Consider the following 22,847-nt stretch of genomic DNA (forward strand, 5'->3'; position numbering starts at 1 on the left):
AAACAAATGCGCGAAGCACTTATTGTTTGGGGTGGCTGGAGTGGTCACGAGCCGCAGGAATGCGCTGCAATCATCAAGGACATTCTGGAGGGGGACGGCTTCAAGGTCTATGTCGAGCACAGTACAGAAGCATTCGCAGACCCTTCCATCCATGATCTCAGCCTTGTCGTGCCAATCATGACGATGTCGAAGATCGAAAAGGAAGAAGCCAAGAATCTTGCGGAGGCAGTCGAGAACGGTGTGGGAATTGCCGGATATCATGGCGGGGCCGGGGATGCCTTTCGCGAATGTGTCGAGTATCAATTTATCATGGGGGGCCAGTGGGTCGCACATCCCGGCAACATTATTGATTACACGGTCAACGTGGCGAAACCGGACGATCCTCTCATGCACGGCATCGGCGATTTTCCGTACAAGTCGGAACAATACTACATGCATATCGACCCTTCCAATGAGGTGCTCGCAACGACAACGTTCAATGGCGATCACGCCTACTGGATTGACGGCGTCGTCATGCCTGTTGTCTGGAAGCGCAAATATGGCAAAGGCCGGGTCTTCTACTCGGCGCTCGGTCATCTCGCCAAGGAGTTCGAAGTTCCGCAGATGCGAACAATATTCCAGCGAGGAGCTAATTGGGCCGCCCGCTGACTTGAGCAGTCAAACTCGGTATGCCTTGGAGGGTGGCAACAGGGAGTGGATGCAGATAAGCGCACGATCTTCGCGCTTTCACCTGGTCGGTATCACCGGGTTAAAACCGACACGGCCGCCCCTGGCCTTTGAGATCGAGCGTGCGTCGGCCGGCTTGGGGATCTCGTATCCCACCCCCTCAATCAGGGCCTGTACCTTGGCGACTTGTCCATCGTTGCTCCCGGCGAACTTTTTCGGCTCGATTCAGAGTGAATCCTCAAGACCCACACGAACATTCCACCGGCAGCAATGACCATCTGGTTGCAACCGGCACCGAGCCCGGACCAACTGTAATTCTCGCCTAGCAGGCGGTCGGCCGTGCGTTTCATGACTGTGGCTTTCGTAAGCTAAAACAGTGAAAACTTATTTGGTAAGGGCGTTATACGAGTGCGGCAAACTGAGACGCAAATTCAAGTTAATCCGACTTGGTGGGCCGACAAGCGCCGAATTCGTAGTAAAGACCAGCAAATCCAAACCAATCAATGAGAAGTTGTTCTTTCTGCTTTTCTTTAAGCAGGACGTTGATCCAATTCGCTACGACGTGCGACGAGGAACAATTCTTCAATACATCCATAACCAGTTCAGCGATGCCACCAAATTTACTCGCCAGTAACGAAATCCTTACCTTTGCGCGAGTCGAACGCCCCGCGGTTGTTCGCGTGATTTTTCCTGTGATGATCACGTTGCCGTGACTGTGTAACCGTTATGAGTGAACGGCCGAACTGGCCTGTTGATAGCATCAAATTACCAGAACGGAGAAAATATGATTACTCGCCGGACCTTCTCAAAGTCCCTTGTTGCAGGCGCTGCTGCCTCGCTTGTCACCTCGCGTGGCATTGCCGCCACGGCTAAATCCGAAAAGCTTGGAGTCCGAAATATTGTATTCGTACATGGATTGTTTGCAGATGGTTCCTGTTGGTCGGATGTGATCACCCGCCTGCAGTCACAGGGGTTGAATACAACATCTGTCCAGAATCCTTTGACCACCCTGCCAGAAGCGGTTGTGTCTGCTCAACGGGTCCTGGCTCGGCAGGACGGACCAACGGTGTTGGTGGGGCATTCTTTCGGCGGTATGATCGTGACTGAAGCGGGTACACGTCCAAATGTTTCTTCCCTCGTTTATGTTGCGGCACGCGCACCTGACGCCAATGAGGACTATGCTGTTCTGGCTAAAGAATACTCTACGCCGCCTGCCTCAGCAGGAATTATGTTTGACGGTGAAGAGGGATGGCTCAGTGAAGCTGCATTTTTGCGTGATTTTGCCGGTGATCTGCCACAAGCTCGGGCAAGGTTGCTGTACGCAGTACAACAACCCTTCCAAAAGTCCTTGCTTGGCGGAAACGTATCGCAGGCAGCATGGCACACAAAACCCAGCTATTATGCAGTCTCGACGATGGACCGGACCATCGACCCTGATTTGCAGCGATTCATGGCCAAGCGCATGGGCGCCAGGACAATAGAAGTGTCTGCTTCCCACTTATCGCTCATATCCCGTCCCGACGAAATCACGCGGTTAGTTCTTGATGCGTGTGGCCTCTAAACAAATCCAAATCAGCCCTTGTGGTATGTGGAACGGCATTCAAGGCACGCTCATCGGGCTTATTTATCATGAGTTGGTCTTTAGCTGGAGGAAAGCCATCAGGATGAACAACGCAGGACAGGACCGGTGTGATGCCGACGATGGCTCCGGTGATCCGGCTCATGGCCTTGATCGTCGCCGCCTTGGGCGACAGGCCTTCATCCGCCATGATGCGCTCGACGTTCTCGACAACGACGGTGCCATCGTCGATGAGAATGCCGATCGCAAGCACCATCACGAACATGGTAAGCACGTTGATGAAGAAGCCCGTCGTCATCATTACAGCGCAGGTACCGAGCAGCGTGATCGGCAGCACGATTGTTGGGATCAGCGTGTGGACAACCTTTTCGACCGAGGCCACAACGAATGGCCTGGTGTCATAGGGGATGGTGCAGTTGATGCCCCCCGGCGGCATTGATGTGCCGGAATGGAGACGTTGATCACTATTTAAACGAGGGGGTCATGAAAGAGATTGGCATTATCGGTTTCACACAAGCCTCCGTTAACATCCGAAAGTTCATCAAGTCGTATCGCGGCAATGTGAACCTTGGCGCGGCAACCGCGTGGCTTGGCTTGCAGATCATTTCGCGCTCCAGCTCGTCGATGGACATTATGTTCCGTCCTTGGGTCGTCCAGAATCCGGCTGCAATCCCGAAACGGCGGAACTGGACTTGGACTCGTCATACTCCAGCCAGCTGGTAAGTGGGTATCGATGCTACGCTCAAATTGCGTAACGTGATGGTGGAGGTGTAACGGCAGAGCTGGCTCTACATCGACGGATTGTCGTATTGTTCGTCGGCTATGGAGTGCGTATTGCCCGTTTCGACTATAGTACGGATTGCGTCGATCGAGGCATAAATCCAAAGAATCTTCAACTCTTCCGTCTGTGAGCCATTGAGAAAACGATGTGCAATTCCGGCTGAATGAATGTCGCTGTTCCCTCATCAAGATTATACGAGACGCCATCTATTTCAGCTATTGCAAGGCCTTGCAGGATGACGACACTTTCGTCGCAATTGTGGGTGTGAACAGGAATTGAAGCGCCAGGCGAGAAGATTGTTATGCCATTGATGAAGCCGGTTGCGCCAATATTCCTTGTCACAAGTGGGGTCGTGCGTGCGCCACCACCACGCTCGTAAGCAGGGATTTCTGCCGGAACCAAGATACGCGGATGCCGCTTTGAGCTGTCTGTTTCCGGTATTGTCATTCGATGGCCGCTGATTGAATAACGTTGATTAACTGTCCGGAAAACTCAGACGTTCCCAAAGTACCGCCAAGATCAGCTGTCCGGGTGAAAGGGTTGGACAAAACCTTGTCGACCGCGTGTTCGACAAGCGCCGCCGCGGTCAGCAGCAGGCTGTCATTGCAGCGCCTGCCATGCCAATCGAGCAACATTGCAGCTGACAGAACAAGCGATGTGGGATTGGCAATGCCTTTGCCCTGAATATCTGGCGCTGAGCCATGTTGGGCCTGTGCAACGCAAATATCATCGCCGGCATTGATTGAACCACCCAGGCCAAGACTGCCACAAAGCTCCGAGGCTTCATCGGAAAGAATATCGCCAAACATATTGGTCGTGACAATTACGTCGAACCTGTCCGGATTACGGATAAGTTGGGCTGCAGCTGCGTCTACGATCAGTTCATCCAAAATGACATCAGGATAGTCAGCGGCGACAGCGCGTACCTCGCGCAGGAACAGCCCGTCGGAAAGTTTGACGACATTTGCCTTGTGTACTCCCGTCACTTTCTTTCTGCGGCTCCGGGCAATCCCGAAAGCGGTGCGGGCCACCCGCCGCGACGCCTTGGCCGTTATCTTGCGGATGGAGAAAGCCATGTCGGGGTCGGGCATGAACTCGCCTGTTCCGGCAAACATGTTGCGATCCGAATAAAATCCTTCGGTGTTTTCCCGTACAATGACCAGATCCATCGGCTTGCGCAGGATGCTCAAGTCCTCACGGGAGAGGCATGGTCTGATATTGGCATAGAGTCCGAACTTCACCCGAAGCTCGCCGGATGGATTGATCCCGCCCTTTTCACGCGATGGATAATCATAATGCGAGACCGGCCCCAGAATAACGCCGTCCACTTCGGGTATGCGCGACATAACTTCGCCGGGAAGCGTCGTGCCATGCTCCCCAAGTGCAGCAAGTCCGATAGCACGGCGCTCGATCTGCAATCCAAGCGCAAGCCGCTGATCTACGGCGTCAAGAACGGCTAGTGTTGCATCGGTTATCTCCGGACCAATGCCGTCACCGGGAAGAGCAAGTATTTTCATGTTGGATGAGGTGAATCCTATATGGCCGCAACTGATTGGTTGACCCAACCGCCACTGCATAATGCAGCATAATGTCCTTCAGTCAATAAAATACACTATTGTGAAGGTATGTTGCTTGCAAGCTGCAAGTGACGTCGCATAAGGAGAGCAGCCATTTCGAAATCTCCGACCTCAAGCTGGTCAAGAACCGCCATGTGCTCGGCGAAATTCTCGCGGACACGCTCGAAGCCGTGGCGCCAATTGTAGTTGGCAAGGCGCCGCAGGCGGTTTTGACGCTTGATTGATTCAAGGAAAAAGCGATTGCCGGAAGCGGCAGCTATGCCTTCGTGGAACGACGCATTCATCTCGAAGAAGCTGACGCTGGATGCCTCGTTCCATGGCGTAGTCAGGCTGGCCTCGTGCTGTCGTCTTGTCATGCGGGCCCATTCCCGGTTCAGCGTGAATGCCGGCTCCAATATTGCCGCAGGCTCAATGACCATGCGGAAGCGATAGCTGTCCCGTCGGATTTCCTTGTTCCATACGGTCAGGAACTTCCAGCCGTAACCTGGTTTACGCTGGGCCATATCGAGGTCTGCGAGCATGCCAAGCGCCTGACGCACAACATTGCGCGCCACTTCATAGCGCTGCATGAGCTCGGTTTCGGAAAACTCATCGCCAAGATCACCCTGAACGCGATCCCGGGCAATCTTCACCAGCAGATCATTTGCAGACGAGTCCTGTTGGGCTTCGGGGGCGCTCTTTGGCGGAAGTGCGATCAGCTCTACCCCACGCTGCGGGCGGCGCACCACCAGTCCACGACCCGCCATGATGTCGAGAGCGGCACGGATGGGCGAGCGTGAGACATTAAGCTGTTCGGCCAGCTGCTTCTCGTTCAGGCGCGCACCGGGGCTGAGCCCATCAATATGGATGAGATCATAGATACGGCCAATCAGTCCCTCTTGCAGTGGCGTTGTCGCGTTGGTCATAGCTTCACCATTTTGTATATTGTAACATAAAAAACATTTATGTAAGGTCTAAATCGATCAAGCATTCATTATGCCTTTTGCCAAGGAAGATCCGACATGAGCATAGCGACAAATTTCCCCTTAATCGACGTGTCCGGAACGCCGCGTGAACGCGGACGGCAATATGGCCAGCAAGCTGCCGATCGCATCAAGCGCGGCATTGAACATTATTCATCTCAGCTCGAGGCCCGCAAGCTTGGCTGGGACGACATTCGCGACATCACGAAACGGTTTGAGCCGACTATTGCTTTGTTCGATGCGTCCTACATCGAGGAGATGCACGGTATTGCCGAAGGGGCGGGCGTCGAATATGCGGCCGTGGTTCTGCTGAATGCGCGAACCGAACTCCTGAAGCTTGCGCAGCGCCGCGAAAAGGGCGAGCCCATGCCGGAGGACCCGGATGGCTGCACGGGACTTGTTGCGCTTCCCGAAGCAACCGCGTCAGGCAGGTTGATCCATGCTCAGAACTGGGACTGGAAAGTCGAGTGCACCGAAACCGCGGTTGTGCTGCGTGTCCGCTCCGATGACGGGCCTGATATCCTTACTTTCACGGAAGCCGGTGTTCTGGCACGGTTCGGCTTCAATTCGGTCGGGATTTCCATCACCGGCAACTATCTTGAATGTGAACGGGACTACCGGAAGCTCGGCGTTCCTCTCGCGCTGATCCGGCGCAAGGTGCTCGAGCAGACCCAGCTCGCGCTGGCCATGCGTTGCGTTTATGCGACGCCGAAATCGGCTTCCAACAATATTATCGTCGGCCATGCAAATGGCGTTGCGATCAACTTCGAATGCGTTCCGGACGAGACATTCCAGATTTTTCCGGAAAACGGCGTCATCGTTCACGCCAATCATTTTCAGAGTTCCGTCGCGCTGACCAAGCTGGAAGATCGCGGCATCGCCAATATGCCGGACTCGCTCTATCGCGATATTCGCGTCCGCGATCTTTTGCGGCCCCATATCGGCAGCCTGACGACGAACCACGTGAAAGCCGCGCTGTTCGATGATTTTGAAACACCTTTCGCCGTGTGCAGGCCACCGCGCGAATCCCTGTCTGCAAACAGCAATAACCAGTCCGCCACGGTTGCCATGATCGTGATGGAACCGGAACGCGGCATCATGGAAGTGGCCATGCTGCCGGCATTGAACCGGCACTTCACGAGCTACTCTCTCGACATGGCTATCGTCAAACCCAATTCGGCAAAAACAACAAGGGGACCGGCTGCTTCATCGGCAGCCTGATGCGGCCAGCGAGCCGCACATCAACGCAAAATGGGAGACTCCGCATGAAATTGATCTCAATGATTGCTCTGGCCCTGAGCTTGAGTACCGCTTCGGCGATGGCAGAAGACATATTGCGAATCCGGCTGAATACCGACATCCGCTCGCTCGACCCCGGTGTCAACCGGGATGCAAATACCGACATTGTGCAAAGCCATTTGTTCGAAGGGCTGGTGGCATACAAGGAAGATGCAAGCATCGGGCCGCTTCTTGCAAAATCGGTCGATGTATCGCCCGATGGCAAGACCTATACATTCGTGCTGCGGGACGGGCTGAAATTCAGCAACGGTGAACCCATGACCACCGAAGACGTGCTGTTTTCCTGGAAGCGCTACACCGATCCTGCGGTCGGCTGGCGTTGTCTGCCCGAGGTGGATGGACGCGGCGTCGTCAAGGTCACCGATGTTTCGGCAAAGGACGACAAGACCGTTGTCTTTACCCTGGAAAAGCCATCCGCATTGTTCCTGACCACGCTGGCTCGCCCCGATTGCGGCGGAACAGGCATATTCCACCGCAGTTCAATCGGCGCGGACGGGCAATGGAACGAGCCTGTTACTACAGCTCCATTCAAGCTGGGTGAGTGGAAGCGCAATCAATATATCGAGCTTGTCAAAAACGAAAACTACACGGCTTTGCCTGGCAAGCCGGATGGTATGACCGGCAACAAGTCGGTTGAGGTCGACAAAGCCCGCTTCGTTATTATTCCTGACGAATCCACGGCCAAGGCGGCCCTGATCGCAGGCGATCTTGATATCAATTATGATGTCGAGAATTCCGATCTGCCGGAATACAACTCCCATAAGGATATCATTCTCGATACGACACCGATCATGAATATCGGGGAGTTTCTTTTCCAGACAAATGACCCGGTGCTGAAGGATGTGCGCATCCGCAAGGCATTCCTGCTCTCGCTCGATATGCCAGAGCTTGTAAATGCAGTAACGGACGGGCAGGCGACACCAAGCAATTCGCCTATTCCCAAGGCAAGCAGTTTCTATGGACCCGTACAGCAGGAGGTGGTTCAGCGTGACGTGGAAACAGCGAAGAAGCTGCTGGCGGAAGCGGGCTATAACGGACAGCCGATAAAAATGCTGACCAACAAGCGCTACCCGCCAATGTTCAACAGCGCAATCGCCGCGCAGGCCATGGCTGCCGAAGCGGGTTTCAATATAGAGCTTGAGGTGGTGGATTGGGGTGCTCAAAATGACCGCTATCTGTCCGGTGATTATCAGATCATGTCGCACAGCTTTTCGGCGAGGCTTGATCCATCACTGTCATTCGACATGTTCTCGGGCGTGAAGGCGGATGAACCCCGCAAGGTTTGGGAAAACAGGCAGGCGCTTGAGCTTCTGGACAAGAGTATGGTGGTTTCCGATCCCAGGGAACGTCAGGCGCTGCTTGACCAGATCGAGAAGCTGTTTAGGGAGGACGTCCCAATGGTCGTCACCTATTCCGGCGTGCGGACAAGCGGCGTGCGTCCGAATGTTGCCGGCTACAAGGGCTGGGCTCTTGGTCAGCCTCGTGCCTGGGGTGTGCAGTTAAAGAAATAGGATGAGCGTTGTGCCGGAGCGTCGAAAGATGCTCCGGCTAATTTTTATTGCGGATGATGTGGGCGGTGACGATATCGCTCAGGCGCTGCGCATCCTTGTGCCTGATTGCATCAAGCATTTCGTAGTGATCCTCATTGGCCTGATTAAGCTCGTTATAGGACTGCCATGTGGTCAGGGGCGAGGCGCGCGAGCGATCCCGCAGCGACCAGATCGTTTCTTCGAGAACCGGGTTGCCGCAAAGACTGTAGAAAAGCCGATGAAACTCACGATTGGTGCTGCTGTGATCGACCGCCGTCCCGCTTTTTACCGCTTGTGTGAATTGTTGAGCGAGCGCCTCAAGCCGCCTGAGTGCGTCCGCATCAGTGTTCGTCGCAACTTTGCCCGCTGCTGCACTTTCAAGGATCACACGTGTTTCCTGAACGGAGATCATCGTCTCGTCGTCCAGTATGGAGACTTGATAACCGCGATTCGGAATGTGCTGGATAGTTTTGCGGATAACCAGTTCTTCAAGCGCCGCCCGGACATCGAAACGGGTGGCCTTGAATTTTTGCTCAAGGTCGATTTGGCGGAGCCATTCGCCGGCACGAAACTCACCCAGATGGATCGCATCTGCAATCTCGTTGGCAAGCGCGCGCTTAAGTCGGGTGATTCTCTTCATACCGCTATTTACCAGATTCCTGAATTTTCAGAGGGCAGATTTCATCATTGCACAGTCGAAAATTTTATGCCACATTATTGGCGCCAATTGTGGCGTAAATCACAAAGGGGAGATTTCGGTGGCTCTGACAGATGAAAGGAAGGCCGATGCTTCAAGCATCCCGGCAACTGATCCGAGCCTTTATGACACCGGCAGCACGACGATATTTGCAAGCCGTCACGATCCCCGCTTCAGCTATTGCCTTTACGTTCCGCCCGGTCTCGGAAAGACGGACGAACAGACGCAGCTTGTTGTTGCAATGCATGGGACAGGGCGTTCATTCATAACCTACCGTGATGCCTTTGCCGCGTTCGGGCGCTGGAACAATTGCATAATACTTGCGCCGCTCTTTCCCGTCGGCGTCGAAGGAGACCGCAATGCCAGCGGGTTCAAATATATCATCGAGAACGACCTGCGGTATGACGAGCTGCTCATCGCGATCGTTGACGAGGTGAAAGACTATTACCGTCTGAAGATCGACCGTTTCGCCATGTTCGGATATTCGGGAGGTGGTCATTTTACCCACCGGTTCCTGCTGCTCCACCCCGATCGCCTCTGGGCTGCGAGTATCGGCGCGCCGGGATCGGTAACCTTGCTCGACCCGACGCGCGATTGGTGGGTGGGCACGCGCGATTTTGCAAAGCTTTTCGGCAAGCAGGTCGATATCGAAGCCTTGTCGAAAGTCGCTGTGCAGATGGTCGTCGGCGCTGCTGATCTCGAGACATGGGAAATCACCCACAAGCCGGGTGGCCGCTATTGGATGCCGGATGCAAATCGTGCGGGCAAAACCCGGCCGGAACGTCTCGCGAGTCTGCGGGATTCGTTTGAGGCAGCCGGCATCGGGGTGCGCTTCGATCTGGTCCCCAACATGGCGCATGACGGCCCGCAGGCAGTGCCGGTTGCAGAGGACTTTTTCGCGATGGCACTCGCACGATATCGCTCATCAATCCCCCAGAAGGAATGATACGCGGCATACCCAATTATAATAATCAAAGGGAACAGAAGAATGCGCATAGTCTATTCACTTGTGGCCTTGGCCGCTCTTTCATTGCCTGTAGCGGGCCCCGTCTTTGCCCAGACCATTACTGCTTCGATTCCTGCGGATATCCGCAGCACGAATCCCGGAGTAAACCGTGAAGACACCACCGATGCGGTTGTCATGCATGTCATTGAAGGGCTTGTCGGATATGCAGAGGACACGACAGTCGGTCCGCTTCTCGCAGAGAAATACGAAATATCGGGCGATGGCCTGACCTACACGTTCACACTGCGACAGGGCATCAAGTTTCACAATGGCGCAGATCTCACATCCGCCGATGTTCTTTGGAGCTGGAACCGCTATCTCGATCCTAAAACCGAATGGCGCTGTCTGTCGGATGTCGATGGAACCAATGGCCTGAAGATCGAATCCGTAGCGGCTCCGGACCCGCAAACCTTTGTCATGAAGCTGAACCGGCCGAGCGTGCTGTTTCTCGACACGCTCGCCCGCACGGATTGTGCCATGGCCGGTATTCTTCACAAGGATTCCGTCAATGCCGACGGTTCATGGAACAAGCCGATTGGCACAGGTCCGTTCAAGCTGGATGAATGGAAGCGCGGGCAATCGATCAGGCTCTCCGCCTTCGAGGACTACAAATCGCCTCCCGGTGACAGACGCGATGGATATCTCGGCTCGAAACGGCCGCTGGTAAAGCAGTTGAATTTCATCATCGTTCCGGACTCTGCGACAGCAAAGACCGGTTTGCTCGGCGGCAATATCGACATTGCACAAATTCAGGAAAGCGACGTTGCGGAATTGCAGGCTTCGCCCAACCTCGATGTGAAGGTCTTGCAGAATGCCGTGCGTCACGGCCTTATTATCCAGACCCGCGATCCGCTTCTCAAGAATGCCAAGCTGCGGCAGGCAATTGCTGCCGCGATTGACTACAAGGAACTGGTGGCAACCGTTACGAGCGGTCTTGGCACCGTGAACAACTCGCCCATCTATCCAGGTTCGCGCTATTTCAGTGCTGCGGAAAAAGAGGGTTTCACCTATGATTCGCAGAAGGCTTCCGGGCTTTTGAAAGAGGCGGGCTATAATGGCGAACCCATTACGATCATTGCCAACAAGCGTACGACCGTTCCAAGCTATCCTGTGGCCGTGATTGCACAGGCGATGCTGCAGGCTGCCGGTATCAACGCCCAGATCGAGGTGATGGAATGGCCTGCCCAGCTCGACCGCTATAATTCGGGCAAGTACCAGATTGAGTCCATGTCCTATTCAGCCCGCTTCGATCCGGCCTTGGCATTCGAGCAGATTGCCGGGTCTAAGGAAAAGCAGCCGCGCAAGGTATGGGATGTTCCGCAGGATCAGGTTTTGATCGACAAGCTGGCAGTTATCGGCGATCCGGTGGAACGCCAGCCGATCATCGACCAGTTGCACAAGCGTATGCTTGAGGAAGTGCCGGTTATATTTACGCATAATGAAAACGACTGTGTGGCCTTTTCCAGGAAATTGCAGGGTGTCACGCCCTGGCAGTCGAAGCTGCGCCTTTGGGAAATCAGCGTCCAGAACTAGTTGATCGACCAAATTCGCTATCGGCTTTTGGAGATAATCATATGCTGCGTTTTGCGCTGACCCGAATACTGATGTCGATACCGACGCTGTTGATCGTCGCGCTGTCAGTTTTTTTCCTGATCCGGCTGATCCCGGGTGACCCGGCATCGTTGATGCTGGGCGATCTGGCCGATCCGGCCAGCCTGGCCGACCTCAAACATCGGCTGGGCCTGGATCAGAGCATAGTCGTGCAATGTGCCATCTGGTTCGGCAATCTGCTTCACGGCGATCTTGGTCAATCCATCACCACTCAGGAACCGGTGCTGCCGCTGATCCTTTCACGATTCTGGGTCAGCGCGCAGCTGGTTCTGGTTGCAGTGTTCATCGCCTGCCTCATTGCTGTTCCCGCCGGTGTCGTTGCCGCCTGGCGTCAGAACAGCACTGTCGATGTCGTGCTCGTCGGAACCGCAACATTGCTCCTGTCGATCCCGACATTCTGGCTCGGCCTGTTGTTCCTGCTGTTTTTCGGCCTGAAACTGCAATGGCTTCCCATTGTCGGCTATGTCTCGCTCCGTGACAGTTTCAATGAGGGAATCATTTATCTCTTCATGCCTGTGCTCACGCTTTTTTTGCATGAGATGGGTGTGATCCTGCGCATGGCCCGTGCTTCCACTCTGGAAGTACTTCGTCTCGATTATATCACCCATGCCCGGGCAAAGGGCCTGTCCGAAGGGCAGGTCCTGCGGCGGCACGCCTTCAAGAACGCATTCGGTCCGACATGGACATTGATCGGTGTGGTTCTCGGCAATCTGCTCGGCGGCGTAGCTGTGGTGGAAACGGTTTTCACCATTCCGGGGCTGGGACGCCTTCTGGTGGATTCGCTGTTTTCACGCGATTATCCGGTCATACAGGGCTGCCTGCTCTTTGTGGCGTTCACCTATGTCATGGTCAATCTGCTCGTTGACCTTTGCTATCCCATTTTTGATCCGAGGGTGACAGCCGAATGAAACGCTTTGCTCCCAACGCTATTATCGGCGGTCTGATAATCGGCCTGCTGCTGCTGACCGCAGCGCTCAGTCTTGTCTGGACGCCTTATGATCCGCTTGCCCTGAGCTTTCGCGCCAAGCTTGCAGCACCAGGGGCCGAGCACTGGCTTGGAACAGATGAATTCGGCCGCGATGTTTTGAGTCGGCTTGTCACGGCAGCAGGCACAAGTGTCTGGATCAGCTTGCTGACTGTCAGTTTTGCGGTGAGCGCGGGAACCGTCATTGGAATTCTGTCAGGATATATCCGCGGCTGGTTCGACCGGATTGTGATGTCGTTCAACGATGCCCTGCTGGCCTTCCCCGGCATTCTTCTGGCACTGGGCCTGCTCGCTATCGTCGGCGCCAACAAATACGGGATCATTGTCGCGCTTGGCCTCGCCTACACCCCATCGGTGGCACGCATTGTTCGTGGCACGGTGCTGTCTCTGCGCGAGCGTGAGTTCATTTCTGCATCGCGGGTGATGGGCAATTCGGAAGCCTACACCATGTTCCGTCATATCATGCCGAATTGTGTCGCTCCGCTAACCGTATTGGCTACCTCGATGTTCGGCTGGGTTTTGCTGGCGGAAAGCTCGCTGTCATTCCTCGGGCTTGGCGTGCCACCGCCCGCACCGACATGGGGCAATATGCTCGCCAGCGGCCGTCCCTACATTGCGCAGGCGGTGTGGCTGGGTATTTTCCCCGGATTGTGCATTTCGATCACGCTGCTTGGCATCAACCTTCTTGGCGATGCGATCCGCGACCGTCTCGATCCACGCATGAGAGGTTTGTGATGCCGGAACAACAACCATTGCTCACCGTCACCGACCTGACGCTGAGAATCCGGCACACGACGCAGATCGTTGTCGACAAGGTCAGCTTCGGCGTGCGCCCCGGCGAGATCGTCGGTCTCGTTGGCGAGTCCGGATCAGGCAAGACCCTGGCGGCGCGTGCCGTTATCGGGTTGACGCCAACCGCCGTGGAACGCGTTTCAGGCACGATAAGTTTTGAGGGCGAAGACATAACTGTTGCCTCGGAACAAAGGCTGCGGGCCTTGCGGGGCGCAAGTGTCGGGCTGGTGTTTCAGGAACCCATGACATCGCTCAATCCGTCAATGCTGATTGGCGAACAGCTCGAGGAAGGTCTGGCCTTGCACCGCGATCTTGCCCCGGCGGAACGTAAGCGCCTGATCCTCGACATGTTGAAGCGCGTTGGCATAAGCGATCCCGAAGGCGCGCTTACATCCTACCCGCATCAGTTTTCCGGTGGGATGCGGCAGAGGATCATGCTGGCCTCGGTAATGCTGCTGAAGCCCGCATTGCTGATTGCCGATGAACCGACAACCGCACTTGATGCTGTCGTGCAGCGCGATGTGCTTGAACTTATGGTTGGCCTGACGCGCGAGAACGATACAGCGGTGCTGATGATCAGTCACGATCTCGGCATGATCGCGCGCTATTCCGACCGTGTCATAGTCATGCGCAAGGGTGAAGTCGTCGAACGCAAGACGACCAGGGAGCTGCTGGCGCGCCCGGAGCATCCCTATACGCAAAAACTGCTCGCGGCCACTCCCCATCGCGGCCCCGTTCGTAGCTTTACCGAAGGTGCGACGCCAATCGTTTCGGTGCGCCATCTGGTTGTCGATTATGCCGGTCGGCAAGGCTTCTTTCGCAAGGAATCATCGAAGAAAGCGCTCAAAGGCGTTAGTTTGGACATTGCGCCAAATCAGGTTGTCGCCGTGGTAGGGGGATCAGGTTCGGGGAAAACGACGCTCGGTCACGCTATTGCCGGGTTGATCAAGGCAACCAGTGGTGAAATCCGCTATGAAGACAGGTCGATAGACAAAAGCGGGAAAGCCTATCGGGATTACAGGCTCAACTGTCAGATGGTGTTTCAAGACCCTTATTCCTCGCTTGATCCCCGCATGACCATAGCGCAGCTTCTCGGCGAGCCGCTCAGGCTGGTCACGGATATGAGCCGCGCGCAAAGGCGCGAGCGTGTAACGGAAGTGCTTGAGGAGGTCGGGCTGGGTCCGGAGTTTGCAACGCGTTATGCCCACGAGCTTTCCGGCGGTCAGCGTCAGCGTGTGGCCATTGCGCGCGCTGTTGTCCGCAGGCCCAAATTCGTCATTGCCGATGAACCCGTATCGGCGCTCGATGTGACAGTGCGGGCGCAGGTGCTGGAGCTTCTTGCCGAACTTCAGCGGCGGCATGGTTTCTCCTGCCTGTTCATCAGCCATGATCTCGGCGTTGTCGAGCAGGTGGCGGATCGGGTGATCGTGATGAATGAAGGGCTCGTCGTCGAGGAAGGCCTGCGCGATGCGATCTTCGATGCCCCGCAGCATCCCTATACCAGAAAGCTCCTCTCTGCCGTGCCGACATTGGAAGCGACTTCCCAAGGAGGCGCGCGGCTTGCCTGGAGATTTGACCAATCTTTAGCTGCCGGTGCCTGATAGTCTTCGATGGACGGCCTGCCGCCGTTTCCCCAGCAAGAGAGATAGCGATGACAAGAAACTTCGAGAAACCCGGACGTTCGCTCGCCGTGGCCACACAGGGAATGGCAGCAACGTCTCACCCTGCGGCCACGCTGGTCGCCGTGGAAACATTGCAGCGCGGAGGCAATGCCATCGATGCCGCCGTTGCAGCGGCAGCAGTTCAGGGCGTGGTCGAAGCCGGATCGACCGGCATAGGCGGTGATTGTTTCTGCATGCTGTCGCAGCAGGGATCGACGGATATCGTCGCCTATAATGGTTCGGGCCGCACACCGGCCGCCAGCAGTTTCGATACTTTCGCGGCAATGGGCATCGGCAAAATTCCGGCTCGTTCCCCGCACGCGGTCACCATACCCGGAGCAGTGGAAGCATGGGCGCGGCTGGTAAGCGGTCATGGAAACCTTGATCTGGGCGATATTCTTCGTCCGGCAATCAGGATGGCACGCGAAGGCTATGCAATTGCGCCGCGTGTTGCCTATGACCTGATGAACAATGCCGCCCATGTATCGGTAAACGTACAGGCGCGGCGCATTTTTCTCGATGATGGAAAACCGCTTCCTGTCGGTGCGATCCACCGCCAGACCGAGCTTGCCGATACGCTGGAGGCGATTGGCAGGAATGGCCCCGATGCGTTTTATACCGGGGCAATTGCGCAGGATATGGCCGAGAGCCTGCAAAGCCTTGGCGGGCTTCACACGCTTGGGGATTTTGCTGCCGCCAAGGGCGAATACGTCACGCCGGTAAGCACGGAATTTCATGGGCACAGGGTCTATGAGTGCCCGCCGAACGGCCAAGGCATCATCGCCCTGATGATCATGAACATCCTGTCCCGTTTCAAGACGAAAGGCGGGCCGCTGGATATCGACAATCTCTATATCGAGCTTGAAGCGGCACGGCTGGCCTACGCAGCCCGCGACCAGTTTCTGGCAGACAATGCGGATGGTTCGGTACCTGTCAGCTATCTCCTGTCCGATACTTTGGCAGATTGCCTTGCCGCCCGGATCGATATGGGGAAAGTGATCGATCCGCTGCCGGTTCTCGATGCCGTGGAGCACAAGGACACGGTTTATATCAGTGTCGTAGACAAGGACCGCAATGCAGTCAGCCTGATCAATTCCATCTTCGGGGCCTATGGCAGCGGCATTGTCAGCCGCCGCTCCGGCGTGTTGTTTCATAATCGCGGATCAAGCTTCTCGCTCAAGGCCGGGCATGCAAATGCCATCGCGCCGGGGAAGAGGCCGATGCATACGATCATCCCCGGCATGGTTGCAGAAAATGGCCGAACGATGATGTCCTTCGGTGTCATGGGCGGTCACTATCAGGCAATGGGACACGCGCACTTCCTGTCCAAGGTATTCAGCCATGGAATGGACATACAAAGCGCCATGGACCTGCCGCGATTGTTTCCGCTTCCCGGCACAACAACAGTCGAGTGCGAGCAGGGCATTCTTGACTTCGCAGGCCCGGAGCTGACCCGGAGAGGCTACGCAGTCATTCCTGCTGCCCGTCCTGTTGGCGGCGCGCAGGCAATCCAGATCGACTGGAAACAAAACACCCTTCTTGGCGCTTCCGACCCTCGCAAGGACGGGATGGCCCTTGGCTACTGACCATAAGGACATGACATGAAAAATACCGATGCCATATGGGATATCATCGACGGCAGAACCTCAACCTTCACTGCCTTGAGCGACGAAGTCTGGGATGCGCCGGAGTTGAGCTTTCAGGAGAAGCGCGCTGCACAGGCGCACAGACGTGTGCTCGAGACCGAGGGATTTCGTGTCGAGGCGGGCGTTGCCGATATTCCAACAGCGCTTTGCGGGCAAGCAGGCGAAGGTAGCCCCGTTATCGCCATCCTCGGAGAGTTCGACGCCTTGCCTGGCCTCAGTCAGAAGGCCGGAACTGCGGTTCAGGTGCCGCTGGAGCCCAATGGGTCCGGTCATGGCTGCGGTCACAATATGCTGGGGTCGGCGTCCTTGCTGGCCGCCACCGCTGTCAAGGAATGGCTTTCGGAAAACAATGTCAAGGGCACGGTACGCTACTACGCCTGTCCCGCCGAAGAAGGCGGTTCGGCCAAAGGTTTTATGGTACGCAATGGTGTGTTTGATGATGTGGACATAGCGATTTGCTGGCATCCGGCGCCATTCACAGGTGTGAACAAGCCATTTTCGCTGGCCTGTGTCGAATTGGAGTTCGTCTTTTCCGGACGTGCGTCCCATGCCGCCGCAGCGCCGCATCTTGGCCGTAGCGCTCTGGACGCTGTGGAGCTGATGAATGTCGGCGTCAATTATCTGCGCGAGCATATGCCGCCCACCGCAAGGATGCATTATGCGTTGATCGATGGTGGAGGAGTTGCACCGAACGTCGTGCAGGCCCGTGCGGTCGTTCGTCATCTTATACGCGCGGCAACACTTTCTGAAATGTGGTCACTGGTGGACCGTGTCCGCAAGGTTGCTCATGGCGCGGCCATGATGACGGAAACGCAGGTTACCGAGCGTCAGCTTGCCGGCGATGCCAATCTCGTTGGAAACGAAACTCTCGAGTCGGCAATGGATGCGGCGATGCGCCGTCTCGGCCCGGTCCGGTTCGACGAAGAGGACAAGGCATTTGCCGCAAGGATACAGGAAACGCTGAGCCGCGAAGATATCGTGGCATCATACCGGCGCTTTGGCTTGAAGCCGAAGACCGATGAGTCGTTAAGCGAGGATATCTATCCTCTGGGTGCGGGATCGCAGGATTTTGTCGGGTCGACAGATGTGGGCACTGTCAGCTGGGTCGTCCCGACAGTCCAGTGTCGCGTCGCCTGTTATGCGGTCGGTACGCCGGGACACTCGTGGCAGCTCGTTGCACAGGGTAAATCGCCCGCCGCCCATAAGGGCATGATCCATGCGGCAAAGATAATGGCTGCAACTGCTGTCGATCTCCTGGCAGACGAGGCGCTGATCCACTCGGCCAAAGCCGAGCACGGTGCTTACCGCAGCGAGAATGATTTTGCCAATCCGATCGGTCCGGATGTGGTGCTCGACCTGAACATCGCTCTGCATTGAAAGGGCGGGATCATGGGTTCCTGCGGTAAATTCATGCGGACAGAAAGCGAGACAGCGTGAGGCCGGTGCTCACTTCCGGTGGCGTCGATTACCGCATCACCGGCCTTGCGGCGGTTGCCGGGGCCGAGCTCGAGCGGCTTCCGGTAATCCATCGCATACTGCTTGAAAATGTTCTGCGCACCGGCGGAGATGATGCGGCAAGGGCAAGCCGCGCCATTTTGGATTGGCTGAAGGCTGGAACCTCAACAGAGGAAATCGCTTTTCTTCCCGGCCGCATTTTGATGCACGACACCACCTGTGGTCCGGCGCTTGTCGACATTGCGGCAATGCGCTCTGCTCTGGCGGAGGCTGGATTCGATCCGGCGCTGCTGACACCCGTTATCCCCGTTGACGTGTCCACGGATCACTCCGTTGCAGTGGATGTTTACGGAACTCCCGATGCCCTGCGCCGGAATATGGAACGTGAGTTCGAGCGCAATGAAGAGCGTTACCGCTTCATGAAATGGGCAGCGAATGTCATGCCGGGGTTCCGGGTGCATCCACCCGGAACAGGTATCATGCACACGCTGAACCTTGAAAGGCTGGCAACAGTGGTCGAGATCAAGGCTGATCAAGCCATGCCGTTTGCGCAGCCGGACAGCCTGATCGGAACCGACAGCCACACACCGATGATCAACGGCATTGGTGTACTGGCCTGGGGCGTTGGCGGGCTGGAGGCCGAAAGTACCATGTTCGGCTTTCCGGTGATGATGCGCGTTCCCGACGTGATCGGCGTCAAACTCACAGGTGCTGCGCGCGCCGGTGTGATTGCGACGGATATTGCCTTGCACATTACCGAGCGTTTGCGGCGTGTCGATCTGGCGGACCGTTTTGTCGAGTTTTTCGGCCCCGGGGTTTCGACGCTGACGGCAGGCAATCGTGCTGTCATCGCCAACATGACGCCGGAGTTCGGGGCCAATACAGGCTTCTTTCCAATTGATCAGGAAACGCTGCGTTATCTGGCCGAAACGGGCAGGCAGGAATCCCATATCAGGCTGGTCGGGGATTATGCAAAACGCCAGAAACTCTGGTTCAATCCTGACGCCTGTCCGACCTACACCGATGTCATCGAAATCGATCTTGACCATATCGCAGTCAGCCTCGCAGGTCCCCGGCGCCCGCAGGACCGGATCGATGCGGGCGATACCGCCAGGGCGTTGAACCTCCCGGCCGGCACCGGGCAGCCGAACGGTGCTGTGCCAAACCATGGCGCGGTTGCACTTGCGGCAATCACCAGTTGCACCAATACGACCGATCCCCGCTTGTTGATTGCCGCTGGCCTCGTCGCGCGCAAGGCGCACGCTCTGGGCCTGTCGGTTCCCGGCTGGGTGAAAACATCGCTGGCGCCCGGTTCGCCGGTTGCTGAAAATTATCTGTCGCGCGCGGGTCTGCTGAAAGATCTGGAAGCTCTCGGCTTTGGTATTGTCGGCTTTGGCTGCACTACCTGTATCGGCAATTCCGGGCCCTTGAGTGATGAGATGGCAGCGGCGCTGGCGTCAAGGAACATCTCGCCGGTTGCCGTCTTGTCCGGCAACAGAAACTTCCCGGGCCGTGTCCAAGCGCAGCTCGGCTCGGCGTTTCTGGCGTCACCGCCTATGGTCGTGGCATTTGCGCTCGCGGGCGATGTAAACCGCAACATCATGCTGGACCCGATTGCCCGTACGCCTTCCGGGAAAGACGTCAGGCTCGCAGATATATGGCCCGGCAATGGCGAGATCGATTCTGTGTTTACACAGGCTCAGAATGCCGATGATTATCAACTGGTCTATGAGCGTGCAGAAGCCAGCAGTATCTGGCAGGAGCTTTCCGCCCCGGCCGGATCACTCTTCGAATGGGATGAAAAATCCACCTATATCCGCCGCCCGCCATTCGCGAAATTCCCGCGCAATGAGGAGCGCTGCTGTCACATAGCCAAGCCGCTGATCGTGCTGGGCGATGATATTACGACCGATCATATTTCCCCCGCAGGGCAAATTTCACCCCAAAGCGATGCCGCAGCCTATCTTGTACAGCGGGGTGCAACGGCAGGCGATCTCAACGTATTTTCGTCACGCCGTGGCAATTGGGAAGTCATGCTGCGCGGGCTGTTTACCAATAATGCGATCCGCAATCTTCTTGATACGGATTTGAAGGCGGGATTGACGATCCATGCCGGAACGGGGGATCGTCTGCCGATCTGGCAGGCTGCCGGCCGGTACAAGTCGGAACAGATGCCGGTTATTATTGTTGCCGGTGAACGCTATGGTATGGGCTCGTCGCGGGATTGGGCAGCAAAGGGTGCAGCCTTGCTTGGTGTCACCTGTGTGCTTGCCCGCAGCTTCGAGCGCATCCACCGCTCCAATCTGATCGGAATGGGCATTCTTCCGCTCAGGATTGTCTCGGAGAAAAATCATCCTGAAGAGCTTAATCTGTCGGTCGATGACCTGATAGAAATCGATGCAGGAGTTTTAAGTCCGCGCTGCCCCGTTCCGGTAACGATACGCCGTGCATCGGGCGCCGCAGATGAGATTCGGGCGGTGGCCGCGATAGAGACAAATCTTGAAGTAGATCTGCTCCGGAGCGGCGGCGTCATTCCATCGGTCCTGCAGCGCATTTCAACGGCTCGCCGAGGAGAGTGATGAAAACGGTTCTGGCCTTTGGTGACAGCCTGACATGGGGCGCCATTCCGGCAAGTCGCGGTGCGCGGCATGCCTATCAGGATCGCTGGCCAAGTGTGCTTGAGGCCGGCCTTCCGAACGTTCGTGTGATTTGTGAAGGTCTGATGGGCAGGACGACCTGTTTCGATGATGCTGATGCCACCATTGACCGCAATGGCTCCCACATTCTGCCGATACTGCTTGCAACTCATGCTCCGCTGGACCTCGTCATCATCATGCTTGGCACGAATGATCTGAAACCGGAAATATGCGGAAATGCTGATGGCGCAGCAGCCGGAATGCGTAAACTTGTGCATATTATCCAAACCTGTCCATTCGGACCCGGCCAGACCGTGCCACAGATACTGCTTGTCGCGCCGCCCCGTTTTGCCAATGCCATGCCGGCAAATATCAGCCCGGCCGGTGGCAGAAGTATTGCCGAGTCCCTGCGGCTTTCCAAACTGTACCGTCAGGTTGCAAAAGAATGCAGCGCGACATTCTTCGATTCGGATAGTTGCGCGATTGTTTCACCTATTGATGGCGTTCACCTGGATGCCGTTAACACACAAGCGATAGGCACAGCATTGATCCCGGTCGTAGCTGGTCTTGTCGATTGTTAATTCAGACTGTGACAGCGCATCTGTATCTCCGGCGCAACGTCAACCTCTTCGGATTTACAGGTGCCAACGCGCTCGTTCTGCGGCGTTTTAAATTGTTCGGCTTTGCGATCGGCCCTGGGGTGGTAAGAGAAGCGCAGGTCTGCTTATCTCAATAATGCGATCGGATAAACGCAGTTTGGCTGCCACCTCGTTAAAATTGCACCCGGGACATAAAAATGCGCCCGACATTGCTCTCAGTGGCCTGGAAGAATTATGACGACCACCTGAGCGATCTGAGGTTGACCGTGCCTATGTCCTTGTGTTCCGTGTAGGCATAGAGTCAACGCATGAAAGCTTATTACTGAATGGCATTACACGAGCGCACCTCCTCAACGCTGAGGGAGCACTTCGATCGCAGCAGACCAAATCTCAGTCGCTCGGAGTTTGCCGTCGCCGAGCATCTGATTTCAATGCCACTCGACGTCCTGATTTTTCGAAGTGCAGAAGAAATTGCACGGGAGACCGGAACCAGTGACGCAACGGTCGTCAGGACAGCAAAACGGCTCGGTTTCAGCGGACTGCCGGAGCTCAAGCGCGTCTGTGGCCGGGAGTTGGCCTCTTCAACGCCAGCGAGCAAGCGATTGGAACAGCGTTTCCGGGCCACAGGTAGTGATATGACCAAGATTGCCCGGCAGATGTTCGCAGAGGCGCAAGAAGCCCTGAAATCATCACAAGAATTGGCAGAAGGCATGGAGCTTGGCCGCGCCATTTCCTTGCTTGAACAGGCCGACACTGTTTGGACCATGGGATTTGGTACTGCGGAAGCGATTGCGAAACATTGTGCTGTCGGACTTAGTCGCGTCGGGATCAGAACGCGCACCACGGGTTCATCAGGCTTCACCCTTGCCAACGAACTCATCGATCTTCGCAGTGGCGACGTGATCATCCTCTTTCACGCGCTTCGCGACACGCCGGAATTGAAGCTTGTTGTCACTCAGGGGGAAGCTGCCGGCATTCCGGTCATTCTCGTCAGTGGTGTGCAACTTCAGACCTTGTACTCTGACAAAGTGCCTGTCGCTCTCCGATGTGTGGGTGTGCCATCAAAGCTTGCCAGCTGGAATTTAAGCGCCATGGTGATAGCAGATATCCTTTGTTATGGCGTGGCTGTGCAAAAGCCAGAGACGGCAGTTGAGACAAAAGACCGTTTGGCATCGTTTCGAAATAGGGTCGGGTACAGATAGATCAAAAAACATGACTTTAAGAGTAATGTTTGTTTGAAATTTTAACTACAATACTGTAGTAGAATTATCAGACGGCGTGTTGCCATCCCAAACCGTGCGAAACAATATGATTTCATGTTCTCACATAACGTCCTCGTGCGTCTGCGAGCACCGCCCTCCACCTT

General features: G+C 56.0%; 19 protein-coding genes and 1 pseudogene. 15 read left to right on the forward strand and 5 right to left on the reverse strand.

What is annotated here, in order from left to right:
• Positions 1–6 precede the first annotated feature (6 nt).
• Together ABKW30_RS10870 and ABKW30_RS10875 are read left to right on the forward strand one after the other, a co-directional pair.
• Positions 7–648, forward strand: a complete 642-nt coding sequence (locus tag ABKW30_RS10870; protein WP_348598904.1) for a ThuA domain-containing protein — start codon at positions 7–9, stop codon at positions 646–648.
• Between the two features lie 802 nt (positions 649–1,450).
• On the forward strand, positions 1,451–2,227 hold the full coding sequence (locus tag ABKW30_RS10875) for an alpha/beta hydrolase (protein WP_348598905.1): 777 nt from the start codon (positions 1,451–1,453) through the stop codon (positions 2,225–2,227).
• Between the two features lie 109 nt (positions 2,228–2,336).
• On the opposite strand, the pseudogene ABKW30_RS10880 reads toward ABKW30_RS10875, so the two are convergent.
• Positions 2,337–2,675 (reverse strand): annotated as a pseudogene (locus ABKW30_RS10880) (efflux RND transporter permease subunit); the annotation flags it as partial.
• Positions 2,676–2,728: 53 nt separating this feature from the next.
• Here ABKW30_RS10880 and ABKW30_RS10885 point away from each other — a divergent pair.
• Positions 2,729–2,968: a hypothetical protein gene (locus tag ABKW30_RS10885; RefSeq protein WP_348598906.1), complete on the forward strand. Its 240-nt coding sequence runs from the start codon at positions 2,729–2,731 to the stop codon at positions 2,966–2,968.
• 169 nt (positions 2,969–3,137) lie between these two features.
• On the opposite strand, the gene ABKW30_RS10890 is transcribed toward ABKW30_RS10885, so the two are convergent.
• The 3 genes from ABKW30_RS10890 to ABKW30_RS10900 form a co-directional block, all read right to left on the reverse strand.
• Positions 3,138–3,473 carry a hypothetical protein gene (locus tag ABKW30_RS10890; protein ID WP_348598907.1) on the reverse strand — a complete coding sequence of 112 codons (336 nt, stop codon included), beginning with the start codon at positions 3,471–3,473 and terminating at the stop codon, positions 3,138–3,140.
• Entirely contained in the window at positions 3,470–4,543 is a 1,074-nt protein-coding gene (locus ABKW30_RS10895) for an isocitrate/isopropylmalate dehydrogenase family protein (protein WP_348598908.1), read from the reverse strand. The genes ABKW30_RS10890 and ABKW30_RS10895 overlap by 4 nt, the downstream gene beginning before the upstream one ends.
• A gap of 95 nt (positions 4,544–4,638) precedes the next feature.
• Positions 4,639–5,508 carry a GntR family transcriptional regulator gene (locus ABKW30_RS10900; protein WP_348598909.1) on the reverse strand — a complete coding sequence of 290 codons (870 nt, stop codon included), beginning with the start codon at positions 5,506–5,508 and terminating at the stop codon, positions 4,639–4,641.
• A gap of 102 nt (positions 5,509–5,610) precedes the next feature.
• On the opposite strand from ABKW30_RS10900, the gene ABKW30_RS10905 reads away from it, so the two are divergent.
• Together ABKW30_RS10905 and ABKW30_RS10910 are read left to right on the forward strand one after the other, a co-directional pair.
• Positions 5,611–6,786, forward strand: a complete 1,176-nt coding sequence (locus ABKW30_RS10905) for a C45 family peptidase (protein WP_348599009.1) — start codon at positions 5,611–5,613, stop codon at positions 6,784–6,786.
• Positions 6,787–6,830: 44 nt separating this feature from the next.
• Entirely contained in the window at positions 6,831–8,375 is a 1,545-nt protein-coding gene (locus ABKW30_RS10910) for an ABC transporter substrate-binding protein (RefSeq protein ID WP_348598910.1), read from the forward strand.
• 37 nt (positions 8,376–8,412) lie between these two features.
• Here ABKW30_RS10910 and ABKW30_RS10915 read toward each other — a convergent pair whose 3' ends face one another.
• Entirely contained in the window at positions 8,413–9,033 is a 621-nt protein-coding gene (locus tag ABKW30_RS10915; protein ID WP_348598911.1) for a GntR family transcriptional regulator, read from the reverse strand.
• 124 nt (positions 9,034–9,157) lie between these two features.
• Here ABKW30_RS10915 and ABKW30_RS10920 point away from each other — a divergent pair, with 124 nt between their 5' ends.
• The 10 genes from ABKW30_RS10920 (at position 9,158) to ABKW30_RS10965 (ending at position 22,683) form a co-directional block, all read left to right on the forward strand.
• Positions 9,158–10,036 (forward strand): alpha/beta hydrolase, encoded by an 879-nt coding sequence (locus ABKW30_RS10920; protein ID WP_348599010.1) that lies wholly within the window; start codon positions 9,158–9,160, stop codon positions 10,034–10,036.
• Positions 10,037–10,078: 42 nt separating this feature from the next.
• Entirely contained in the window at positions 10,079–11,629 is a 1,551-nt protein-coding gene (locus tag ABKW30_RS10925; protein WP_348598912.1) for an ABC transporter substrate-binding protein, read from the forward strand.
• Between the two features lie 41 nt (positions 11,630–11,670).
• Positions 11,671–12,615 carry an ABC transporter permease gene (locus ABKW30_RS10930; protein ID WP_348598913.1) on the forward strand — a complete coding sequence of 315 codons (945 nt, stop codon included), beginning with the start codon at positions 11,671–11,673 and terminating at the stop codon, positions 12,613–12,615.
• Positions 12,612–13,427: an ABC transporter permease gene (locus tag ABKW30_RS10935; protein ID WP_348598914.1), complete on the forward strand. Its 816-nt coding sequence runs from the start codon at positions 12,612–12,614 to the stop codon at positions 13,425–13,427. The genes ABKW30_RS10930 and ABKW30_RS10935 overlap by 4 nt, the downstream gene beginning before the upstream one ends.
• The gene (locus ABKW30_RS10940) at positions 13,427–15,085 is read left to right on the forward strand and encodes an ABC transporter ATP-binding protein (RefSeq protein WP_348598915.1); all 1,659 of its coding nucleotides are present in this window, start codon (positions 13,427–13,429) and stop codon (positions 15,083–15,085) included. The genes ABKW30_RS10935 and ABKW30_RS10940 overlap by 1 nt, the downstream gene beginning before the upstream one ends.
• 50 nt (positions 15,086–15,135) lie before the next feature.
• Complete coding sequence (locus ABKW30_RS10945; RefSeq protein WP_348598916.1) at positions 15,136–16,731, forward strand: gamma-glutamyltransferase family protein; 1,596 nt, start codon at positions 15,136–15,138, stop codon at positions 16,729–16,731.
• 15 nt (positions 16,732–16,746) lie between these two features.
• A complete protein-coding gene (locus ABKW30_RS10950; protein ID WP_348598917.1) occupies positions 16,747–18,168 on the forward strand; it encodes a M20 family metallopeptidase in 1,422 nt (473 codons plus the stop codon).
• A 56-nt stretch (positions 18,169–18,224) separates the two neighbouring features.
• The gene (gene acnA / locus ABKW30_RS10955) at positions 18,225–20,825 is read left to right on the forward strand and encodes an aconitate hydratase AcnA (RefSeq protein WP_348598918.1); all 2,601 of its coding nucleotides are present in this window, start codon (positions 18,225–18,227) and stop codon (positions 20,823–20,825) included.
• The gene (locus ABKW30_RS10960; RefSeq protein ID WP_348598919.1) at positions 20,825–21,463 is read left to right on the forward strand and encodes an SGNH/GDSL hydrolase family protein; all 639 of its coding nucleotides are present in this window, start codon (positions 20,825–20,827) and stop codon (positions 21,461–21,463) included. The genes acnA and ABKW30_RS10960 overlap by 1 nt, the downstream gene beginning before the upstream one ends.
• 344 nt (positions 21,464–21,807) lie before the next feature.
• Entirely contained in the window at positions 21,808–22,683 is an 876-nt protein-coding gene (locus ABKW30_RS10965) for a MurR/RpiR family transcriptional regulator (RefSeq protein WP_348598920.1), read from the forward strand.
• Positions 22,684–22,847: the final 164 nt, after the last annotated feature.

The sequence above is a fragment of the Phyllobacterium sp. SB3 genome, from assembly GCF_040009165.1.
GTDB lineage: Bacteria > Pseudomonadota > Alphaproteobacteria > Rhizobiales > Rhizobiaceae > Phyllobacterium.